At 65.7% G+C, this 17,705-nt stretch carries 15 protein-coding genes; 2 read left to right on the top strand and 13 right to left on the bottom strand.

Annotated elements, in window-relative coordinates; translation table 11 throughout:
- Positions 1 to 80: 80 nt before the first annotated feature.
- The 4 genes from infB to rimP form a co-directional block, all read right to left on the bottom strand.
- Positions 81 to 2,783: a translation initiation factor IF-2 gene (infB, locus tag AC066Y_RS19830; protein WP_478275361.1), complete on the bottom strand. Its 2,703-nt coding sequence runs from the start codon at positions 2,781 to 2,783 to the stop codon at positions 81 to 83.
- 107 nt (positions 2,784 to 2,890) lie between these two features.
- Positions 2,891 to 3,577, bottom strand: coding sequence for an RNA-binding protein (locus AC066Y_RS19825; protein ID WP_478275360.1), 687 nt, complete (start codon positions 3,575 to 3,577; stop codon positions 2,891 to 2,893).
- A gap of 15 nt (positions 3,578 to 3,592) precedes the next feature.
- The gene (gene nusA / locus AC066Y_RS19820) at positions 3,593 to 5,206 is read right to left on the bottom strand and encodes a transcription termination factor NusA (protein ID WP_207834312.1); all 1,614 of its coding nucleotides are present in this window, start codon (positions 5,204 to 5,206) and stop codon (positions 3,593 to 3,595) included.
- 3 nt (positions 5,207 to 5,209) lie between these two features.
- Complete coding sequence (gene rimP / locus AC066Y_RS19815; protein ID WP_456719828.1) at positions 5,210 to 5,986, bottom strand: ribosome maturation factor RimP; 777 nt, start codon at positions 5,984 to 5,986, stop codon at positions 5,210 to 5,212.
- Positions 5,987 to 6,333: 347 nt separating this feature from the next.
- Between rimP and AC066Y_RS19810 the strand changes: the two genes are divergently transcribed.
- The gene (locus AC066Y_RS19810) at positions 6,334 to 7,404 is read left to right on the top strand and encodes a DUF2336 domain-containing protein (protein ID WP_478275359.1); all 1,071 of its coding nucleotides are present in this window, start codon (positions 6,334 to 6,336) and stop codon (positions 7,402 to 7,404) included.
- A 144-nt stretch (positions 7,405 to 7,548) separates the two neighbouring features.
- Positions 7,549 to 8,391 (top strand): phytanoyl-CoA dioxygenase family protein, encoded by an 843-nt coding sequence (locus AC066Y_RS19805; protein ID WP_478275358.1) that lies wholly within the window; start codon positions 7,549 to 7,551, stop codon positions 8,389 to 8,391.
- 49 nt (positions 8,392 to 8,440) lie between these two features.
- On the opposite strand, the gene AC066Y_RS19800 is transcribed toward AC066Y_RS19805, so the two are convergent.
- The 9 genes from AC066Y_RS19800 to AC066Y_RS19760 form a co-directional block, all read right to left on the bottom strand.
- Positions 8,441 to 9,181 carry a tRNA (guanine(46)-N(7))-methyltransferase TrmB gene (locus AC066Y_RS19800; protein ID WP_478275357.1) on the bottom strand — a complete coding sequence of 247 codons (741 nt, stop codon included), beginning with the start codon at positions 9,179 to 9,181 and terminating at the stop codon, positions 8,441 to 8,443.
- Positions 9,178 to 10,302: a M20 family metallopeptidase gene (locus AC066Y_RS19795; RefSeq protein WP_478275356.1), complete on the bottom strand. Its 1,125-nt coding sequence runs from the start codon at positions 10,300 to 10,302 to the stop codon at positions 9,178 to 9,180. The genes AC066Y_RS19800 and AC066Y_RS19795 overlap by 4 nt, the downstream gene beginning before the upstream one ends.
- Positions 10,303 to 10,509: 207 nt before the next feature.
- Entirely contained in the window at positions 10,510 to 10,926 is a 417-nt protein-coding gene (locus AC066Y_RS19790; RefSeq protein ID WP_021082652.1) for a helix-turn-helix domain-containing protein, read from the bottom strand.
- Positions 10,927 to 11,188: 262 nt separating this feature from the next.
- Complete coding sequence (gene lnt, locus AC066Y_RS19785; RefSeq protein ID WP_478275355.1) at positions 11,189 to 12,802, bottom strand: apolipoprotein N-acyltransferase; 1,614 nt, start codon at positions 12,800 to 12,802, stop codon at positions 11,189 to 11,191.
- Positions 12,799 to 13,911, bottom strand: a complete 1,113-nt coding sequence (locus AC066Y_RS19780) for a hemolysin family protein (protein ID WP_207834320.1) — start codon at positions 13,909 to 13,911, stop codon at positions 12,799 to 12,801. Before AC066Y_RS19780 ends, lnt begins: the two co-directional genes overlap by 4 nt.
- 1 nt (position 13,912) lies before the next feature.
- Positions 13,913 to 14,410, bottom strand: a complete 498-nt coding sequence (gene ybeY / locus AC066Y_RS19775; RefSeq protein WP_478275354.1) for an rRNA maturation RNase YbeY — start codon at positions 14,408 to 14,410, stop codon at positions 13,913 to 13,915.
- Positions 14,411 to 14,478: 68 nt separating this feature from the next.
- On the bottom strand, positions 14,479 to 15,549 hold the full coding sequence (locus AC066Y_RS19770) for a PhoH family protein (RefSeq protein ID WP_092120660.1): 1,071 nt from the start codon (positions 15,547 to 15,549) through the stop codon (positions 14,479 to 14,481).
- Between the two features lie 5 nt (positions 15,550 to 15,554).
- The gene (miaB, locus tag AC066Y_RS19765) at positions 15,555 to 16,943 is read right to left on the bottom strand and encodes a tRNA (N6-isopentenyl adenosine(37)-C2)-methylthiotransferase MiaB (RefSeq protein ID WP_478275353.1); all 1,389 of its coding nucleotides are present in this window, start codon (positions 16,941 to 16,943) and stop codon (positions 15,555 to 15,557) included.
- A gap of 59 nt (positions 16,944 to 17,002) precedes the next feature.
- Positions 17,003 to 17,701 carry an HAD family hydrolase gene (locus AC066Y_RS19760; RefSeq protein ID WP_478275352.1) on the bottom strand — a complete coding sequence of 233 codons (699 nt, stop codon included), beginning with the start codon at positions 17,699 to 17,701 and terminating at the stop codon, positions 17,003 to 17,005.
- Positions 17,702 to 17,705 lie beyond the last annotated feature (4 nt).

Here is a 17,705-nt window from a genome sequence, read left to right as displayed (position 1 = left end):
AAAAGTCCGGCCACGTCGTCGCATTTTCAGTTAAATGGACCCAGACGCCTAGTAAGACCTGCGCTTCGTAAGATTTGGACTTACAGAGAGCGCTGGATCGTCTCGATGCGGTAACATTCGATCACGTCGCCGACACGCATGTCGCCGTAGTTCTCGAATGCCATGCCACACTCCTGGCCGGCGACCACTTCCTTCACTTCATCCTTGAAGCGCTTCAGCGTCGACAGCTTGCCTTCGTGCACCACGACGTTGTCGCGGATCAGGCGAACATTGGCGCCGCGTTCCACGGTGCCGTCGGTGACGCGGCAACCCGCGACCTTGCCGACCTTGGAAATGTTGAACACTTCCAGGATCTGCGCGTTGCCCAGCATGGTTTCGCGCAGCGTGGGCGCGAGCAGGCCGGACATCGCCTTTTTGATATCATCCACGAGGTCGTAGATGATGTTGTAGTAGCGGATCTCGATGCCGTTGCGCTTGGCTGCGGCCGCCGCTTCCTTGTTGGCTCGGACCGAGAAGCCGATGATCGCGGCGTTGAAGCCTTCCGCCAGCGTGACGTCGGACTCCGAGATGCCGCCGACGCCGGCATGCAGGATGCGGGCGGCGACTTCGTCGGTGCCGAGCTTCTCGAGCGAGCCCAGGATCGCTTCCAGCGAGCCCTGCACGTCGGCCTTGACGATCAGCGGGAACTCCTTGCGGCCCGCCGTCTTGAGCTGCGACATCATCTGCTCGAGCGAGCCGCGCATGCCGGAGATCGAGGCAGCCGCGTTCTCGCGCTTCTGGTGCGCGCGGTAGCTCGTGACCTGGCGGGCGCGGGCTTCGTTCTCGACCACAGCGAGACGGTCGCCGGCTTCCGGCGGACCGTTGAAGCCGAGCACCTCGACCGGCACGGACGGGCCGGCCTCGTCGAGATTCTCGCCCTGGTCGGAGATCAAGGCGCGGACGCGGCCCATCTCGGCGCCGGCCACGATGATGTCGCCGATCCGCAGCGTGCCGCGCTGCACCAGCACGGTCGCGACCGGACCGCGGCCACGATCGAGCTTGGCTTCGATCACCGTGCCTTCCGCCGGACGCTGCGAATTGGTCTTCAGGTCGAGGATTTCGGCCTGCAGCGCGATCATCTCGAGCAGCCGGTCGAGATTGGTCTTGTTCTTGGCCGAGACTTCGACGTCGACGACGTCGCCGCCGAGCGATTCGACCTGCACCTCGTACTGCAGCAATTCGGTGCGCACGCGCTCCGGCCGCGCATCGGGCTTGTCGATCTTGTTGATCGCCACGATCATCGGCACCTTGGCCGCCTTGGCGTGGTTGATCGCCTCGATCGTCTGCGGCATCACGCCGTCATCGGCCGCGACCACCAGCACGACGATGTCGGTGACCTTGGCGCCGCGGGCGCGCATCGCGGTGAACGCGGCGTGGCCCGGCGTATCGATGAAGGTGATCTTCTTGCCGCTTTCCGGCGAAGTCACCTGATAGGCACCGATGTGCTGGGTGATGCCGCCGGCCTCACCCGACACCACATTGGCGTGGCGCAGCGCGTCGAGCAGCGAGGTCTTGCCGTGGTCGACGTGGCCCATGACGGTGACCACGGGCGAACGCGGCTCGGTGTCGGTGGAATCGTCGACAACGTCGAACAGGCCTTCCTCAACGTCGGACGCGGCGACGCGCTTGACGCTGTGGCCGAGTTCTTCGGCGATCAGTTGCGCGGTGTCGGCATCGATCACGTCGGTGATCTTGTGCATCGCGCCCTGCTTCATCAGCATGCGGATGACATCGACCGCGCGCTCCGACATGCGGTTCGCGAGTTCCTGGATCGTGATCGCTTCCGGAATGATGACCTCGCGGACCAGCTTTTCCTTCTGCTCGTTCGACGCATGTCCCTTCAGGCGCTGGGTGCGGCGGCGGAACGAGGCGATCGAACGCTCGCGCACTTCATCGACGTTGAGCGCGGTGGTCACGGTCAGACGGCCGCGCTGCTTTTGCGGGCCGGGCTTGTGGGTGGTCTTCGGCGCAGCGGCGGGGCGCACGATGCCGCCGGGGCGGCGCACCAGACGCGGACCCTCATCTTCGTCAGCTTCGGCGGCAACGGCCGGCGGCTTCGTCGCCGCAGAGATCGGCGCGCGCGCGGTTGTCGTGGTCGTCGGGCGGCCAGCGGGCGCGCGGGCAGCCGGAGCAGATGCGGGTGCGGCTGTGGCGGGCTTGGCCGGTGCAGCGGCGGGCGCCGCGCCGGGCTTGGCTTCGCCCTCGCCGAAACGGCGCTTGGCTTCGACCTCGGCCTTGCGCTTGGCCTCTTCCTCGTGGCGGTGACGCTCCTCTTCCGCCTTGCGGCGGGCCTCGGCGGCCTCGCGCTCGACCTTCTCGGCAGCCTCGCGGGCGGCGCGGCGCTTGGCTTCCTCTTCGGCCTGGCGGCGCTCCTCGATGTCGCGCTGACGCGCGTCGGCAAGCGCGCTGGCACGTGCGGAACGCTCGTCTTCGGTCAAGGTCGGCAGCACCACGCCGGAGCGGGTGTTGCGCTGTTGCTGGCCGGAAGGCGGACCCGAGGGGCGGCCCTGCGGCGGCCTCGGGGCGGGCGCCACCGGCTTTGCAACCACGGGCTCCGGCGCATGCGTCTCGCCGGGGCCATCGCCACCGACGCGACGCTTGCCGCGTTTCTCGACCACGACCTGCTTGGTCCGGCCGTGGCTGAAGCTCTGGCGCACGGTGCCCGTCTCGACGCGCGGCTTCAGCGACAACGTCTTGCTCGGGACACTCAAAGTCTTGTCGCCAGGGGTCTTGGTATCAACCATTCAGCAGTCCTAATCTCGTTTCGCTGTGCGTATGCCGCACAAATCCTTCAACTGTCGTCGTTTGCTGAGCATGATCCGGTCGGAAAGACGGCATCCGCCCTCCTGGATCAGGCTCTGGAATTTCTGGCCGCTTCGGCGGTCTTGTCGTCGTCGGCCATCCGGTATCGGACCAGCAACTGGCAGCGCGACAGGAACGTCTTGCTCGCCGGGCCCGCGAGCAGCGCAGCATGTATCACATTTGACCGCCCAAGTGCCAAATCCAATTCATCCGACGTCAAAACATTGACGACGGCGACTACCGCCGATTCACCACGTTTTTCGCCCCTTTGCCTGACGATCGCGTCCAATTTGCGGATTCCGTCCGCTGCGCCGTCCGAAGCGTGGATCAGGGCTGCAGTTTCGCTCCGGTTGAGTGCGTCCTCGACCTTGCCGAAGCCCGCGACGACCTGACCGGCCTTGGCGGCCATCGCCAGGGCCTCGGTGACGCTGCGGACCAGGAGGGCGTCGGTGTCGGCGGGAAGGGTCGGTGCGACGCGGACATCGCGCTTGAATCCCTTGCTAAATTGGTGACGACGGACCGCTTCCGCAACGCTGCGCCGCGATGCGGAAACCCACATTCCGCGGCCGGGCAGCTTGCGCTTGAGGTCCGGGATCACCTCGCCCGTGGGCGCGATGACGAACCGGATCAGCTCGTCGATCGGACGCACCTCGCGGCTGACCGCGCACATCCGCGTGGTCGCGGACTTCTGCGTCCGCGGCCCATCGTCGAGATCGGGGTCAGCCTGAGCGAGCATCCGTGGGGCATCTCCTTACGAGGCCGTTTCTGCTTCGGCGGCCTCGGCCTCCTCGGCAGGCTTGGCAAGGTCGGCCTCGGTGATCCAGCCGGCCTTCAGACGGGCCTGCATGATCAGGGCCTCGGCCTCGTCGCGCGAGACCTCGATGCCATCGAGGAACCCGGCATGCTTGGTCGGCTCGCCGCCTTCCTTGCGCTCGGTCCAGCCGACCAGGTCGTCGGTGGCGCAGCCGGCCAGATCCTCGACGGTCTTCACGTCGTTCTCGCCGAGCTTCACCAGCATCTTGCCGGTGACGCCGGGCACGTCCTTCATGGCGTCCTCGACGCCGAGTTCCTTGCGCTTGGCCTCGAGTTCGGCCTCAAGCTGCTCCAGATATTCGCGGGCGCGGGTCTGCAGCTCGGTGGCGGTCTCCTCGTCGAAACCTTCGATACCGGCGAGTTCCTTGACATCGACCAGCGCGAGTTCCTCGACCGAGGTGAAGCCTTCGGAGGCGAGCAGCTGGCCGACCACCTCGTCGACATTAAGTGCTTCCATGAACACGCGGGTCGAGTTCTCGAAGTCGGCCTGGCGGCGCTCCGACTCTTCCTGCTCGGTCAGGATGTCGATGTCCCAGCCGGTCAGCTGCGAGGCGAGACGAACGTTCTGGCCGCGGCGGCCGATCGCCAGCGACAGCTGGTTGTTGGTGTCGGGAACCACGACCTCGATGCGCTCGCGGTCTTCGTCGATCACGACCTTGGCGACTTCAGCCGGCGCCAGCGCGTTGACGACGAAGGTCGCAATGTCGGGCGACCACGGGATGATGTCGATCTTCTCGCCCTGCAGCTCGTTCACCACGGCCTGCACGCGCGAGCCGCGCATACCGACGCAGGCGCCGACCGGGTCGACCGAGGAATCGCGCGAGATCACGCCGATCTTGGCGCGCGAGCCGGGATCGCGGGCGACCGCCTTGATCTCGACGATGCCGTCGTAGATTTCGGGCACTTCCTGCGCGAACAGCTTCGCCATGAATTGCGGATGGGTGCGCGACAGGAAGATCTGCGGACCGCGGGTCTCGCGGCGGACGTCGAAGATGTAGGCGCGGACGCGGTCGCCGTTGCGGAACACTTCGCGCGGCAGCATCTCGTCGCGGCGCACGATCGCTTCGCCACGGCCGAGATCGACGATCACGCTGCCGTATTCGACGCGCTTGACGATGCCGTTGACGATGTCGCCGATGCGGTCCTTGAATTCCTGGTACTGCCGGTCGCGCTCGGCCTCGCGCACCTTCTGCACGATCACCTGCTTGGCGGACTGCGCGGCGATACGGCCATATTCCAGCGGCGGCAGCGTGTCGGCGATGGTGTCGCCGACCTGGGCGCCGGGATTGGCGCGCTGCGCATCGTGCAGCGAAATCTGGTTCGACGAGTTCTCGACGACATCGACCACCAGCATGTGGCGGGTCAATCGCAGCTCGCCCTTCTTGGCGTCGATCTCGGCATGGACGTCGGTCTCGCTGCCGTAGCGGGCACGCGCCGCCTTGGCGATGGCGTCTTCCATGGCCGCGATCACGATGGAGCGGTCGATCGACTTTTCGCGCGCAACTGCGTCTGCGATCTGCAGCAGTTCGAGTTTGTTGGCGCTGACTGCCATGGCTTAGTCTCCTTCGAATGGATCGATCTCGCCACGGCGCGCGCGTTCGGCGGCCAGGCGGTGCTTTTTGGTGTTGGTCGGGGCCGGCTTGGTGCCGGGCTTGAGAGCAGGCTTGGGTTTCGGCTTCTGACTCTTCGCAGGATCGTTCTTCTTGGCGTGGGCCGGCTGCGGCGGCGCGAGGCCGAGCTCGCGGCGCAGCTCGCGCTCGGCGGCCTTGCCGCGGCGCATCGATTCCTCGATCAGCTCGTCGGTCAGCACCAGCCGCGCGTCCGAAATGTCCTCCATCACCAAGAGAACTTCAGCGTCCTCGGTGGGACGTGAATCGTCGCGCTTGATGCGCACCGCATTGCCTTCGACGCCGGCGAGCAGGCCGCGGAACCGCTTGCGGCCCTGATGCGCCACCGCCATCTCGATCTTCACCAGATGCCCGGTGTAGCGCTCGAAGTCGGAGCGGCGCACCAGCGGCCGGTCAATTCCGGGCGACGAGATTTCCAGCCGGTAGGCGCGCTCGATCGGGTCGGCGACATCGAGCACCGGCGACAGCGCGCGCGAGATCGCCTCGCAATCCTCGAGCTGCATCGAGCCGTCGGGACGCTCCGCCATGATCTGCACGGTGCAGCCGGCGTCGCCCGAGACCTTGATGCGGACCAGGCGATAGCCCATGCCCTGCAGCACCGGGACCGCGACGGCGGCGACGCGCGCCGCGACCCCGGGCTCGACGACAAGCCGCGGCTCGGCGAGCAGTTCGGTGTCCACGGACGTGGCGGTCGGATCGGTCATATCCAGTGTCAAAGGCTGTCTAAGGTCTATGGGTTGTCTGCGGTCTGTTGTGTTGTTCAGGTGGCCTTAAGGGGCCGCTAACGCTACCTAAACTGGACCCGGCCTCGCTGGGTCCCGTCAGGTAATAAAAAAGAGCGGGTCCCGGGGGGCCCACTCTCCTACGCGATCGTATGAGATACCATAAGTTGCGGTGGATATAGCCCTTTTGCCCGGGTCCGGCAAGGCCTCCGTATCAGGCGGAGGGCGATTTTGCGGGCTCCGGGGTGCAGGTTTGACCTAACCCTCCGTTTACGAACGGGGCCATAGATTGCCGAAAATCGGCAGAAGTCGCCGGTTGGACAAGGCTCATGACGACAGCCCCGGCGCTGATCCCGGAACTCGACGACATCGTTCGCCGCGGCGACCCCAAGCGCCGCGCCGAGGCCGCGCGGCGGCTCGGCGAGCTGTTCCTGCAGGGTGCCGCGAGCTTTCGCCCGGACCATATCGACCTGTTCGACGGGGTGCTGACCAGTCTGGTCCCGCATGCCGACCTTGCTGCGCGGATCGATCTCGCCGAACGGCTTGCGCCGCTCGTCAACGCGCCGCGGCATCTGGTCGGGCAACTCGCCCGCGAGGACGAGGTCGCGATCGCGGGACCGGTGCTGCGCCAGTCGCCGGTGATTGACGAAAAGGTGCTGGTCGAGATCGCCAATGCCAAGGGCCAGGGCCATCTGCTTGCCATGGCCGAACGGTCAAAGCTCTCGACCGCGCTGACCGATGTCATCGTCCGTCGCGGCGATCGTGATGTCATCCGATGCGCAGCCGGCAATGCGGGCGCGGCGTTCTCGGACGCGTCCTTCACGACGCTGGTGCGGCGCGCCGGTCAGGATGGCGTGCTGACGCTGCGGATCGGCCGCCGCGACGATCTTCCGCCCGTGCATCTGAAGAGCCTGCTGGCCGGCTCGATCGACGTGATCCGCCGCCGGTTGCAGGTCGTCGCCAAGCCGGAACGGCAGGCCGAGATCAAGCTGGCGATGAACGAGATCGAAGGCGTCGTCGCGCAGGTCGAGGGCCGCGATTTCGCTGCCGCTCAGCGCGCGATCCTGGTGCTGCATCGCGCCGGCGAATTGAACGAGGCCGCGGTGGCAGGCTTCGCCAAGGCCTTCAAATACGAGGAATGCGTGGCGGCGCTCGCTGCGATGACCGGCGTGAAGATCGTCACGCTCGATCGCCTGATCGCCGGTGATCGCTACGATCCGATCCTGATCGCCAGCAAGACGATCGGGTTCGAATGGCCGACCGTGCGCGCCCTGATCCTGATGCGGCTCGGGCCGAACCGCGTGCCGTCGCCGGCCGACATCGAAGGCGCGCGGGTGAACTTCGTCCGCCTGATGCCGTCGACCGCGCAGCGTGTCGTGGATTTCTGGAAGTCGCGGTAGTTCAAGCGCCAACGCTTGGCATCCGTCATCCTGAGGAGCGCGCTTTTGCGCGCGTCTCGAAGGATGCACGGCCAGGGTGACGGGCTAGAGTGGTTCCGCTATGCTTTCCGCAAGGCGCGACACAGCGCCAACGGGGAGATCGCCATGCTGACGGACGCCGACATCCAATCGCACGCCGAGCGGATCCGCGACGACGGATACACCGTGATCGAGCGCGCCGCCTCGCCGGACCTGGTCGAGGGGTTGAAGGACGCGGTGCTGAGAATCGAGACCGAGCACAAGCTCGGTCCCGCCAGGACGTCGTTCGAAGGCTTCAAGACCCTGCGCATCAACAACCTCCTGACCTATGACGATCTGTTCTGGGAGGTGCCGCTGCATGAGAACGTGCTGCCGGTGGTCGAGCGGGTGCTGGACAAAGAATGCCTGCTGTCGTCGTTCTGTTCGCTGGTGCTCGGCCCCGGCCAGGAGGCGCAGCCGATCCACGAAGACACCCAACTGATCCCGCTGCCGCGGCCGCACATTCCGATCACGATCAATGCGATCTGGGCGCTGTCCGATTTCCGCGACGACAACGGCGCGACACGGATCATTCCGCGCAGCCACAAGTTCGATGCGTCGCCGGAATACGGCAAGGACTACGACGCGGTCACCGCGACCATGCCGGTGGGCAGCGTGATGCTGTTCGACAGCGCGCTGTGGCATGGCGGCGGCGCCAACACCAGCGACGCCCGGCGCTTTGCGTTTTCCTGCGCCTATTGCTGGGGCTGGATGCGCCAGCAGGAGAATCTGCAGCTCGGCATTCCGCGCGAGACCGCGGCGCGCTTCCCGCGCCGCCTGCAGGAATTGTGCGGTTACAGCGTCTACAAGGGCCAGTTCGGCCACATAGACAATCACGATCCGATCGAGCTGCTCGGTCGCGAACGCGGCAAGCGCATGGTCTGGGAAGCGACCGACGTCAGGAAGGCGCGGGCGGCGGGGCAGGGGTAACTGGTCGTCATTCGGGGGCTCGCGACTGCGTCGCGCCCCGGAATGACGATTAGGGCAAGCGCTTGAATCGCAAATAAGCCGCCTTGCGCCCTTCGCGCTCGGCCTTGGCGCCGTAGCGCGTCATGGTGTAGTCCGGCCACGGCTGCTGCCAGTCGATCGCGCGCTCGGCGAGCCAGGCGAAGTCAGGCGAGCGCATCAGATGTGCCAGCGTCCAGGCGCAGTAATCGTCGATATCGCTGACGAAGCGGAATTCGCCACCCGCCGGCAGCAGCCGGGTCATCGCCGCTACCGTTGCATCCTGCACGAAGCGCCGCTTCCAGTGCCGTCGCTTCGGCCAGGGATCGGGGTGAATCAGGTCGATACGCGTCAGCGAGCGCGCCGGCGCCCAGGCCAGCAGCTCGGCGGCGTCGCCGGCGAACAGGCGAATGTTGCCGATATTGTGCGCCTCGATCTGGGTCAGGATCTTGGCCATGCCGTTGACGTAGGGCTCGCAGCCGATGAAGCCGGTCGCCGGGAATGCCTGCGCTTCCACGATCAAATGCTCGCCGCCGCCGAAGCCGATCTCGAGCCTGACATCCGCGATGCCGTCATCGAACAGTTCGGTCAGCGCCTCGGGCGCGGGCGCCGCGATGTCGAGCGACAGATGCGGCAGCAGATTGTCGATCAGGTCGGCCTGGTGCGCGCGCAGTTTGTGGCCCTTGCGCCGCCCGAAGAACGAGCCGCGCGAATGGGCCATCGCGCCATCGTCGGACGAATCGCGATCGCCGCTGTCGTTCGGAGCCGGTGTCATCGCAGCGTCTGGTAGAGACGGTAGAGCAGGCGCGCGCGGGGCTCGATCGACGAGATGTAGAGCTGCTCGTAATGGGTATGCGCGCCCTTGCCGTCGACACCGAGGCCGTCGAGGGTTGCGGTATGCGGTGCGGTGAAATTGCCGTCGGAGCCGCCGCCGGTGAACACATCGATCAGCTCGAAGCCGAGTTCGCCTGCAAGCTCCCTGGCATGCTCGTAGAGCGCGGCGCCGGCATTGCTCTTCTCATAGGGCGGACGGTTCAATTCCCCGGTCACCTTGACGGTGACGCCGTCGGTGCGCGAGGTGATGCCGAGGATCTTCGGCACCAGCTCGTCGGCATCGGCCATGGTCGGCACGCGCAGGTCGACTTCGGCGTAGGCCTCTTCGGCGATCACGTTCGGCTTGGTGCCGCCGCGGACCACGCCGACATTGACAGTGACGCCGCGCTTGAGATCGTTCATCGCCTCCAGCGCCAGGATCACATGGCCGAGCTCCCGGATCGCGCTGCGGCCATCCTCGGGGCGGGTGCCGGCATGTGCCGGCGCGCCCTTGATATGCACGTCGAAGCGCGCGACGCCCTTGCGCCCGGTGACGATCTTGCCGCCGTCGCGCGCCGGCTCGGTCACCAGCACGTATTTGGCCTTGCGTCCCTCGGCCTCGATCAAAGCGCGCGAGGTGGGGCTGCCGATTTCCTCGTCCGAGACGTAGAGCTGGGTGATGCCAAGCGGCGGGCGCGCGTCATCGGCGCAGATCTGCCGGAACGCGTGAAAGGCGAGATAGGCGCCGCCCTTCATGTCGTAGATGCCCGGGCCGAACGCACTGTCGCCTTCGATCTTGAATGGTAACCGTTCGATGAATCCCATCGGATGAACTGTGTCGAGATGGCTCAACACCAGAATGCCCGGCGCGTCCTGCCCCCAGGACGAGCGCGTCACCAGGTGATCGCCGCAGCCGTCGCGTCCCGCAACGCGGTCGACGGTGGCCGGCAGGTCGCGATATTCAGACGCGACGAGATCAGCCAGTTTGTTGACCTGATCCGGCCGCTCCGTCGGAGATTCGATCTCGACCCAACGGCGAATGCCGTCGAGGATATCAGCGGTTTCGAACGGGTTGCTGGCCATGCTGTTGTCGTCGCCTGTGAATTCGCTTTGTCATTCAGCGCACGCGTCGAAGCATGATCCGGAAAAGTGTGACGCGGTTTTCCGAAAAGATCATGCTCGATCAAGGAGCTAGAGCGCGACGAGATTCCGTCGGAACTCGTCACGCCCTAACGCATGCCGGAATGACATATTCCAGATTTGACGATCTCTCAAACGGATATGGCCGGATCAGACCTGCTCGGCCGCCTCGCGCGCCGCGATCTGCTCGACCAGCTCGACGATGCTGCGACGGAGCTTGGCGTCCGCGATCCGCGTGAACGCGCGGGTCAGAGCCAGGCCTTCGGCGGTTGCCAGAAAATCGGACACATAGGCCGGCGAGGAGCCCTCGCTGAAGCCGTCAGCGGTCTTGACCCCGCTCGGGCCGCCATCGAACAGGAAAGAGACCGGCACCTGCAGGATTTCGGAGATCTGCTGCAGCCGGCTGGCGCCGACACGGTTGGTGCCCTTCTCGTATTTCTGCACCTGCTGGAACGTCAGGCCTAACGCCTCGCCCAGCTTTTCCTGGCTCATGCCGAGCATGATGCGTCGCATACGGACGCGGCTGCCGACATATTTGTCAACAGGATTGGGCGCTTTGGTGGACATCTCCAACTCTCCTAAGGGATTGCGCGCCCGGGGGTGAGGCAAGTTGGACGTGGAGTATGCCTCAGGCGCCGGTGCCGTCAAATCCTGCAAGGAGGATCGGGACGAAATGCGGACAATTTGCGCAAAGGGGCTGACTTGGCTTGTGATTTCGCGTGGACCCGTACAATGCGAAGTGCACGGTCGATCTGTCAACAGGTGGAATCACGCTGAGGTAAATTTCGACACTTTTTCGGGTTCGTGTGACAACCGGCGATAAGCGCCGTCAGGCCTTTCGCCTGACAAAACGCCTCCGCAGTACGATTGCGAGGGCAACTAACACAATCACAGCGGCGGGGATATTGCCGACACGCGCATAGATCGTCGGCGCGATGGCCGCCGGCAGGCCGGCATCGAGCACGCCTTCGATGCCGAGCCCGAGTCGGGCGACAATCCGCCCGAGCGGGTCGATGATGGCCGAGATGCCCGTATTCGCGGCGCGCACCATCGGCAGGCCTTCCTCGATCGAGCGCAGCCGGGCCTGCTGCAGATGCTGATAGGGGCCGGTCGAGATTCCGAACCAGCCGTCATTGGTGACGTTGATGATCCAGCCGGGGCGGTCGTCGCGGCTCACGACATTGCCGGGGAAGATCGCCTCGTAGCAGATCAAGGGCAGCGCGCGCGGCGCGTTCGGAATATCGAGCGTCCGGCGGATCGTGCCGGGAATGAAGCCGCCCTGCACCTTGGTGAGCTGCACGAAGCCGAGCTTCTCCATCCAGTCCTGGAACGGCAGATATTCTCCGAACGGGACAAGGTGCAGCTTGTCGTAGACCGCGAGCACGCTGCCGTCATGGTCGATGACGTAGATCGAATTATATGCGCGCGTGACGCGGACGCCGGCCGGCAGATCGGGCGCGCGCACCGAGCCGGTGATCAGCACGGTTCCCTTCGGCAGCAAGTCGGCGATCTGCGCCATCGCATCGGCTTCCTTGGTCAGGAAGAACGGAAACGCGGATTCCGGCCAGATCAGGATGGTGGCGTCGCTCACGCCGGTCGAATGCGGCCCGGACGCACGATCCGACAGAGTGAGATATTTCTGCATCACCGCCGCCTTGGCGGAGTAGTTGAACTTGGCGTCCTGCTGCAAATCGGGCTGCATGATGCGCAGCTTGACGCCGCTGACCATGCTGGTCGGCTGCTGCGAGAGGCGCGCCGCGCCGAACGCCAGCATCGCGGCGAGCGCCAGCACCGCGGCCACCGGCGCGCGCCACGGCTTGCGGCCGCGCGAGGCGCCGTCGATCAGCACGGCGGGACTTGCGAAGATCGCGACGCTGAGGAACGTCATGCCCCACAGGCCGATCAGCGATGCGGTCTGGGCCAGCGCCAGGGGTTCGGTCAGTGCGTAGCCGAACGCATTCCACGGAAAGCCGCTGAGGAGATGGCCGCGCAGCCATTCCGAAATCGTCAGCCCGACCGCCAGCGCCAGCACGCGCGAAGCGTCGCGCGGCCAGATCAGCCGTGCGAGCGCGAAGCCGAAGGCGGTGAACAAAGCGAGATAGGCGGGCAGGCCGAGCACCGCGAACGGCGTCAGCCAGGCGAAGGTGTCGGCATCGACGAAGAAGGCGTAACCGATCCAGTACAGTCCCGGCACGAAATAGCCGAGGCCGAACCAGAAGCCGGACAGCGCTGCGGCGGGTACGCCGCGCCAGCGTCCCGCAGCGCTACCGTCGATCAGCCAGACCGCGATCGAAAACGTCAGAAACAGCACCGGCCAGGCGTTGAACGGCGCCATCGCCAGCGAGGACAAGGCGCCGGCCGCGAGCGCAAGCACGACGCGCTTCCATCCCCAGGTCAGGATGACGGCGAGACCGATCGATCGGAGCTTGTCGGAAAGCCTCACTGCGGACCGGCCCCCTCGCCGGGCGGCGGCATGTTGTCATTCGCCTGCGGGTTGCCGGAATCCGGTGCCTGCTCGCGGCGCCGCTCGCGCTCCTTGCGCGGCGCCGGCCGTTCCTTGCGGGTCGTGACCCGCACACGCTTGACCCGACGCGGATCCGCGTCGAGCACCTCGACCTCGTAATTGCCCGGCCCGGAAATCACCTCGCCGCGCACCGGCAGGCGGCCGACGAACGACACGAGATAGCCGCCCAGCGTCTCGACCTCCTCGCCGGCCTCGCCGGTGACGAAGTCCTCGCCGATCACCGAACGGACATCGTCGAGGCTGGCGCGCGCGTCGGCGATGAAGGAGTTGTCCGGCTGGCGGACAATCGACGGCGGCTCGTCGGAATCGTGCTCGTCGTCGATCTCGCCGACGATCTGCTCGACGATATCCTCGATCGACACCAGCCCATCGGTGCCGCCATATTCGTCGACCACCAGCGCGAGATGGATGCGCGAGGCCTGCATCTGCGCCAACAGGTCGATCGCGCGCATCGACGGCGGAATGTAGAGCAGCTTGCGGATGATATGGGCGTCCGCCAGCGGCAGCGCGAGATCGACGCTGCGCAGATCGAGCCCGGCCGGGAACGGCTTCTTGCGCTTCGTCTTGGTCGCGTCGGTGACCCGCGCCTTCGCGGTCATGAAGGCGAGCAGGTCGCGGATGTGCACCATGCCCTCGGGGTCGTCGAGGGTTTCGTTGTAGACGACGAGCCGCGAATGCGCGGCGCTCTCGAACAGGCTCATCAATTCGCCGAGCGGAATGTCGCGCTTGACCGCGACGATGTCGGCGCGATGGATCATGACGTCGGCGATCCGCCGCTCGTTCAGCGACAGGATGTTGCGTAGCATGGTGCGCTCGATCGCCGAGAAGCCGACGTCGTCGGGCGTCGAGGCGTCGAGCACCACCTGCAAATCGTCGCGCACCGAGCCGGCCTTCCAGCCGAACAGCGTGCGGATCGCGCGCACCAGCCAGCCTTCGGCCGCCGGGCGCTGCACCTCGCCTTCGTGCACGACGGCGGGCAGGTTGCTCACGTTGCGCGGATTGTCATGGGTCGGGTCGGAATCCGGCATGTCAGGCGATCCGGTCCGCATAGGGGTCGGGAATGCCGAGGGAGGAGAGGATCTCGCGCTCGAGCGCCTCCATGTCCTCGGCATCGTCGTCGTTCTCGTGGTCATAACCGATCAGATGCAGGAAGCCATGCACCGCGAGATGGCTCAAATGGTGGTCGAACGGTTTCTGTTCTTCATCGGCTTCCCGCCGCGTCGTCTGATAGGCGATCGCGATATCGCCGAGCATGCGCGGGGCATCGTCGGGTCCGCCGGCGCCTTCCGGCTGCAGCGCCGGAAACGACAGCACGTTGGTCGGCTTGTCGATGCTGCGCCAGTTGGCGTTGAGGGTGCGGATCCCGGCGTCGTCGGTCAACATCACCGCAAGCTCAGCATCCGCGACATCGGCGTCGACGATTGCGGCGGCGGCCTCGATGGCACGGTGAATCACCGCGTCGGCATCGGGCTCGGCCTGCCAGCATTCGGCGGTGACGAGAACCTCGGTTGCAGGAAAAGCGGACACGTTGGTTTCAAAATCTGCGTTATGGCCGGAACCCGCATCGCGCGGGCTCGCGGCCGAAGCTATTGGTCTCAAGATCTGGCGTTTGCCGGCTTTTGCGGCAATCCCTCATAGGCGGCCACAATGCGCGCCACCAATTCATGGCGGATGACGTCCTCGGCCTTGAAATGCACCTGCGCGATGCCTTCGACGCCGTCGAGCAGCTTCACGGCTTCGGTGAGCCCCGAAGCCTGGCCATGCGGCAGGTCGACCTGCGACGGGTCGCCGGTGACGATCATCCGGCTGTTCTCGCCGAGACGCGTCAAAAACATCTTCATCTGCATCGTCGTGGTGTTCTGCGCCTCGTCGAGGATGATGGCGGCGTTGGTCAGGGTGCGGCCGCGCATGAAGGCGAGCGGCGCGATCTCGATCTCGTTGCCCTGCAGCGCGCGCTCGACGACGCGGGCATCCATCAGATCGTACAGCGCGTCATAGATCGGACGCAGATACGGATCGACCTTCTCCTTGAGGTCGCCGGGCAGGAAGCCGAGCCGCTCGCCGGCTTCGACCGCGGGCCGCGTCAGGATGATGCGATCGACCTCCTTGCGCTCGAACAGCTGTGCCGCGTGGGCGACCGCGAGCCAGGTCTTGCCGGTACCGGCCGGGCCGATGCCGAACACCAGCTCGTGCCGCTTCAGCGCGCGGATGTAGGAATCCTGCGCCGCGGTGCGGGCGCGCACCGGACGCTTGCGCAGATTGATCGTTTCAAAGGTCGGCTTGGCAGTCTTGTTGTCGAATTCGAACAGCGAGCCTTGCGCGATCACGGCGCGGATGGCGCCTTCGACTTCGCCCTGATCGAGGTCGTGCCCCTCGACGGCCTGCGCATAAAGGGTCTCGAGCACGCGCCGTGCCGCGTCGCAGCCGTCGCGCGAGCCCGCGATGGTGAGATGATTGCCGCGGGAATCGACCACGACGCCGAGCCGCCGCTCGATCAGCGCCAGATTCTGTCCGTAGGGGCCGACCAGCGCGGATGCGGCACGGTTGTCGTCGAAATCGATGACGACCTGAGTTTCAGGGGGCCGGGTCTCAGGTGGCATTTGCATGTCGCGGTCAGGTTTGCGGCTGGGAGCGAGCGAAGGCGAATCCGATGCGCTTTTGGGCAAGGATTTCAGGCTCCAATGGTCTGCGAAATGAGGCCGGGTGCGGATTGGGACGTGAGCTCGCCGATCAGGCTGTAGCGCTCGAGGCTGTCGATCCTTACCGGGAGGACCTTGCCGATGATGTCAGGTGACGCCATCACATGGGCGGGCTGCAGATAGGCGGTCCGGCCGACAATCTGGCCCGGATTGCGCGCGGCGCGCTCGAACAGCACATCGACCGTTGTGCCAATCGCAGCCCGGTTGAAGGCTGATTGCTGGCTGTCGATCAATTCTTGAAGCCGCCCCAAGCGCTCGTCCATCTCGGCTGCTGACACCGTCTCCCGCATCTCCGCCGCCGGCGTGCCTGGCCGAGGCGAATACTTGAATGAATACGCCGCAGCGTACCCGATTTGCGTGACAAGCGCGAGAGTGGCGGAAAATTCTTCCGCAGTCTCGCCGGGGAAGCCCACGATAAAATCTGATGAAAAAGCAATGTCTTGCCGCGCGGCCCGGAACCGGTCGATGACGCGCCGGTAGTCATCGGCGGTATGTTTCCGGTTCATGGCGGCAAGGATCCGGTCCGCCCCCGATTGCACCGGCAGGTGCACGAACGGCATCAGTTCGGGCAAATCGCGATGCGCCGCGATCAGGTCGTCGTCGACGTCGCGCGGATGGCTGGTGGAATAGCGCAGCCGCGTGACGCTGGGGATCTCGGCGAGCCGCTGCAACAATTTGCCGAGCGGCCAGGCGCGGCCGTCGGGTCCTTCGCCATGATAGGCGTTGACGTTCTGTCCGATCAGCGTGAATTCGCGCACGCCGTTGTCGGCGAGCTGCTTCACATCGTCGATGATCTTCGCGACCGGCCGCGAGACTTCCGCGCCGCGCGTATAGGGCACCACGCAGAAGGTGCAGAACTTGTCGCAACCTTCCTGCACCGTGACGAAGGCGGAGATGCCGCGGGCGCGGATCGCGTCGGGCCTCGGCTGCGGCAGGAAGCTGAACTTGTCCTCGACCGGGAATTCGGTTTCGAGCGCGCGGCCGTTTTCCTGGGCGCGCTTCAGGAGCGCAGGCAGATGATGATAGCTCTGCGGCCCGACCACGATGTCGACGGTCGGCGCACGATGGATAATCTCGGCGCCTTCGGCCTGCGCGACGCAGCCGGCGACCGCGATCTTCATCTCGCGGCCCTGGCGCGCTGCCTCATCCTTGGCGACGCGGAGCCGTCCAAGTTCGGAGTAGACCTTTTCCGACGCCTTCTCGCGGATGTGGCAGGTGTTGAGGATCACGAGATCGGCGTCTTCGGCGCTCGCAGTCTCGACAAAGCCCTCGCCGGCCAGCGTGTCCACCATGCGCTGCGCATCGTAGACATTCATCTGGCAGCCATAGGACTTGATGTGCAGCTTGCGCGGCGTCGTCATGGAACCCTGAATGCGGAAATGGAAACGGCGCCATCAGGGCGCCGTTGCTCAAATATAGCTTAAACCGGGGAAAATCCAGCGATCGAGCCGTGTTTTTGGCCGGCTTGGGCGATCAAATCAGGCAATTGGCGCATATCTGCGAAGGTTATGGCCGCGCCGGCCTGGCGCAGCAGGTCCTCATGTCCCGCCGTGCAGTGGCTGCCGCCGTAGAAACCGAGCACGGTCATCCCGGCGGCGCGGGCGCCGGTGACGCCGGCCACGCTGTCCTCGATCACGACACAGCGCGCGGGGCTGGCGCCCATCCGGGTGGCCGCGAACAGGAACAGATCGGGCGCCGGCTTGCCGCGCCTGACCTGCGTGGCGGAGAAGATATGCGGCGCGAGCTGGTCGTAGAGCCCGGCACAGGTCAGGCCGTGATGGATCTTCTCCGGCGTGCCGCTCGACGCCACGCATTTCGGCAGATCGAGCGCGGCGATCGCCTCGCCGACATGCGCGATCGCGCTGAGATCGTCGGCATAGAGACTGAGCGTCGCGTGTTTGACCTCGGCCTCGAAGCTCTCTGGGAGCGCGCGGCCAATCTCGTTTTCGACGATCCGCCGCGCCTCGCGGTCGGATACGCCGAGGAAACGCTTCAGCACGCCGTCGGGCGTGATCGGAAAGCCGTGACGTGTCAGCGTGTCCGCATGCGCGCGACAGGAGATCACCTCGCTGTCGACAAGCACGCCGTCGCAATCGAAGATGACGAGGTCGAAGCTCACCCGG

The organism is Bradyrhizobium sp. USDA3010, assembly GCF_056429065.1.
Note: the sequence above shows the minus strand (reverse complement) of the source record. Positions and strands in the feature narration are given on the sequence as shown.

Coding starts and splice junctions, on each gene's coding strand:
- infB (WP_478275361.1), bottom strand. CDS start 2,783: ATGGTTGATACCAAGACCCCTGGCGACAAGACTTTGAGTGTCCCGAGC.
- AC066Y_RS19825 (WP_478275360.1), bottom strand. CDS start 3,577: ATGCTCGCTCAGGCTGACCCCGATCTCGACGATGGGCCGCGGACGCAG.
- nusA (WP_207834312.1), bottom strand. CDS start 5,206: ATGGCAGTCAGCGCCAACAAACTCGAACTGCTGCAGATCGCAGACGCA.
- rimP (WP_456719828.1), bottom strand. CDS start 5,986: ATGACCGATCCGACCGCCACGTCCGTGGACACCGAACTGCTCGCCGAG.
- AC066Y_RS19810 (WP_478275359.1), top strand. CDS start 6,334: ATGACGACAGCCCCGGCGCTGATCCCGGAACTCGACGACATCGTTCGC.
- AC066Y_RS19805 (WP_478275358.1), top strand. CDS start 7,549: ATGCTGACGGACGCCGACATCCAATCGCACGCCGAGCGGATCCGCGAC.
- AC066Y_RS19800 (WP_478275357.1), bottom strand. CDS start 9,181: ATGACACCGGCTCCGAACGACAGCGGCGATCGCGATTCGTCCGACGAT.
- AC066Y_RS19795 (WP_478275356.1), bottom strand. CDS start 10,302: ATGGCCAGCAACCCGTTCGAAACCGCTGATATCCTCGACGGCATTCGC.
- AC066Y_RS19790 (WP_021082652.1), bottom strand. CDS start 10,926: ATGTCCACCAAAGCGCCCAATCCTGTTGACAAATATGTCGGCAGCCGC.
- AC066Y_RS19780 (WP_207834320.1), bottom strand. CDS start 13,911: ATGCCGGATTCCGACCCGACCCATGACAATCCGCGCAACGTGAGCAAC.
- miaB (WP_478275353.1), bottom strand. CDS start 16,943: ATGACGACGCCGCGCAAGCTGCACATCAAGTCCTATGGCTGCCAGATG.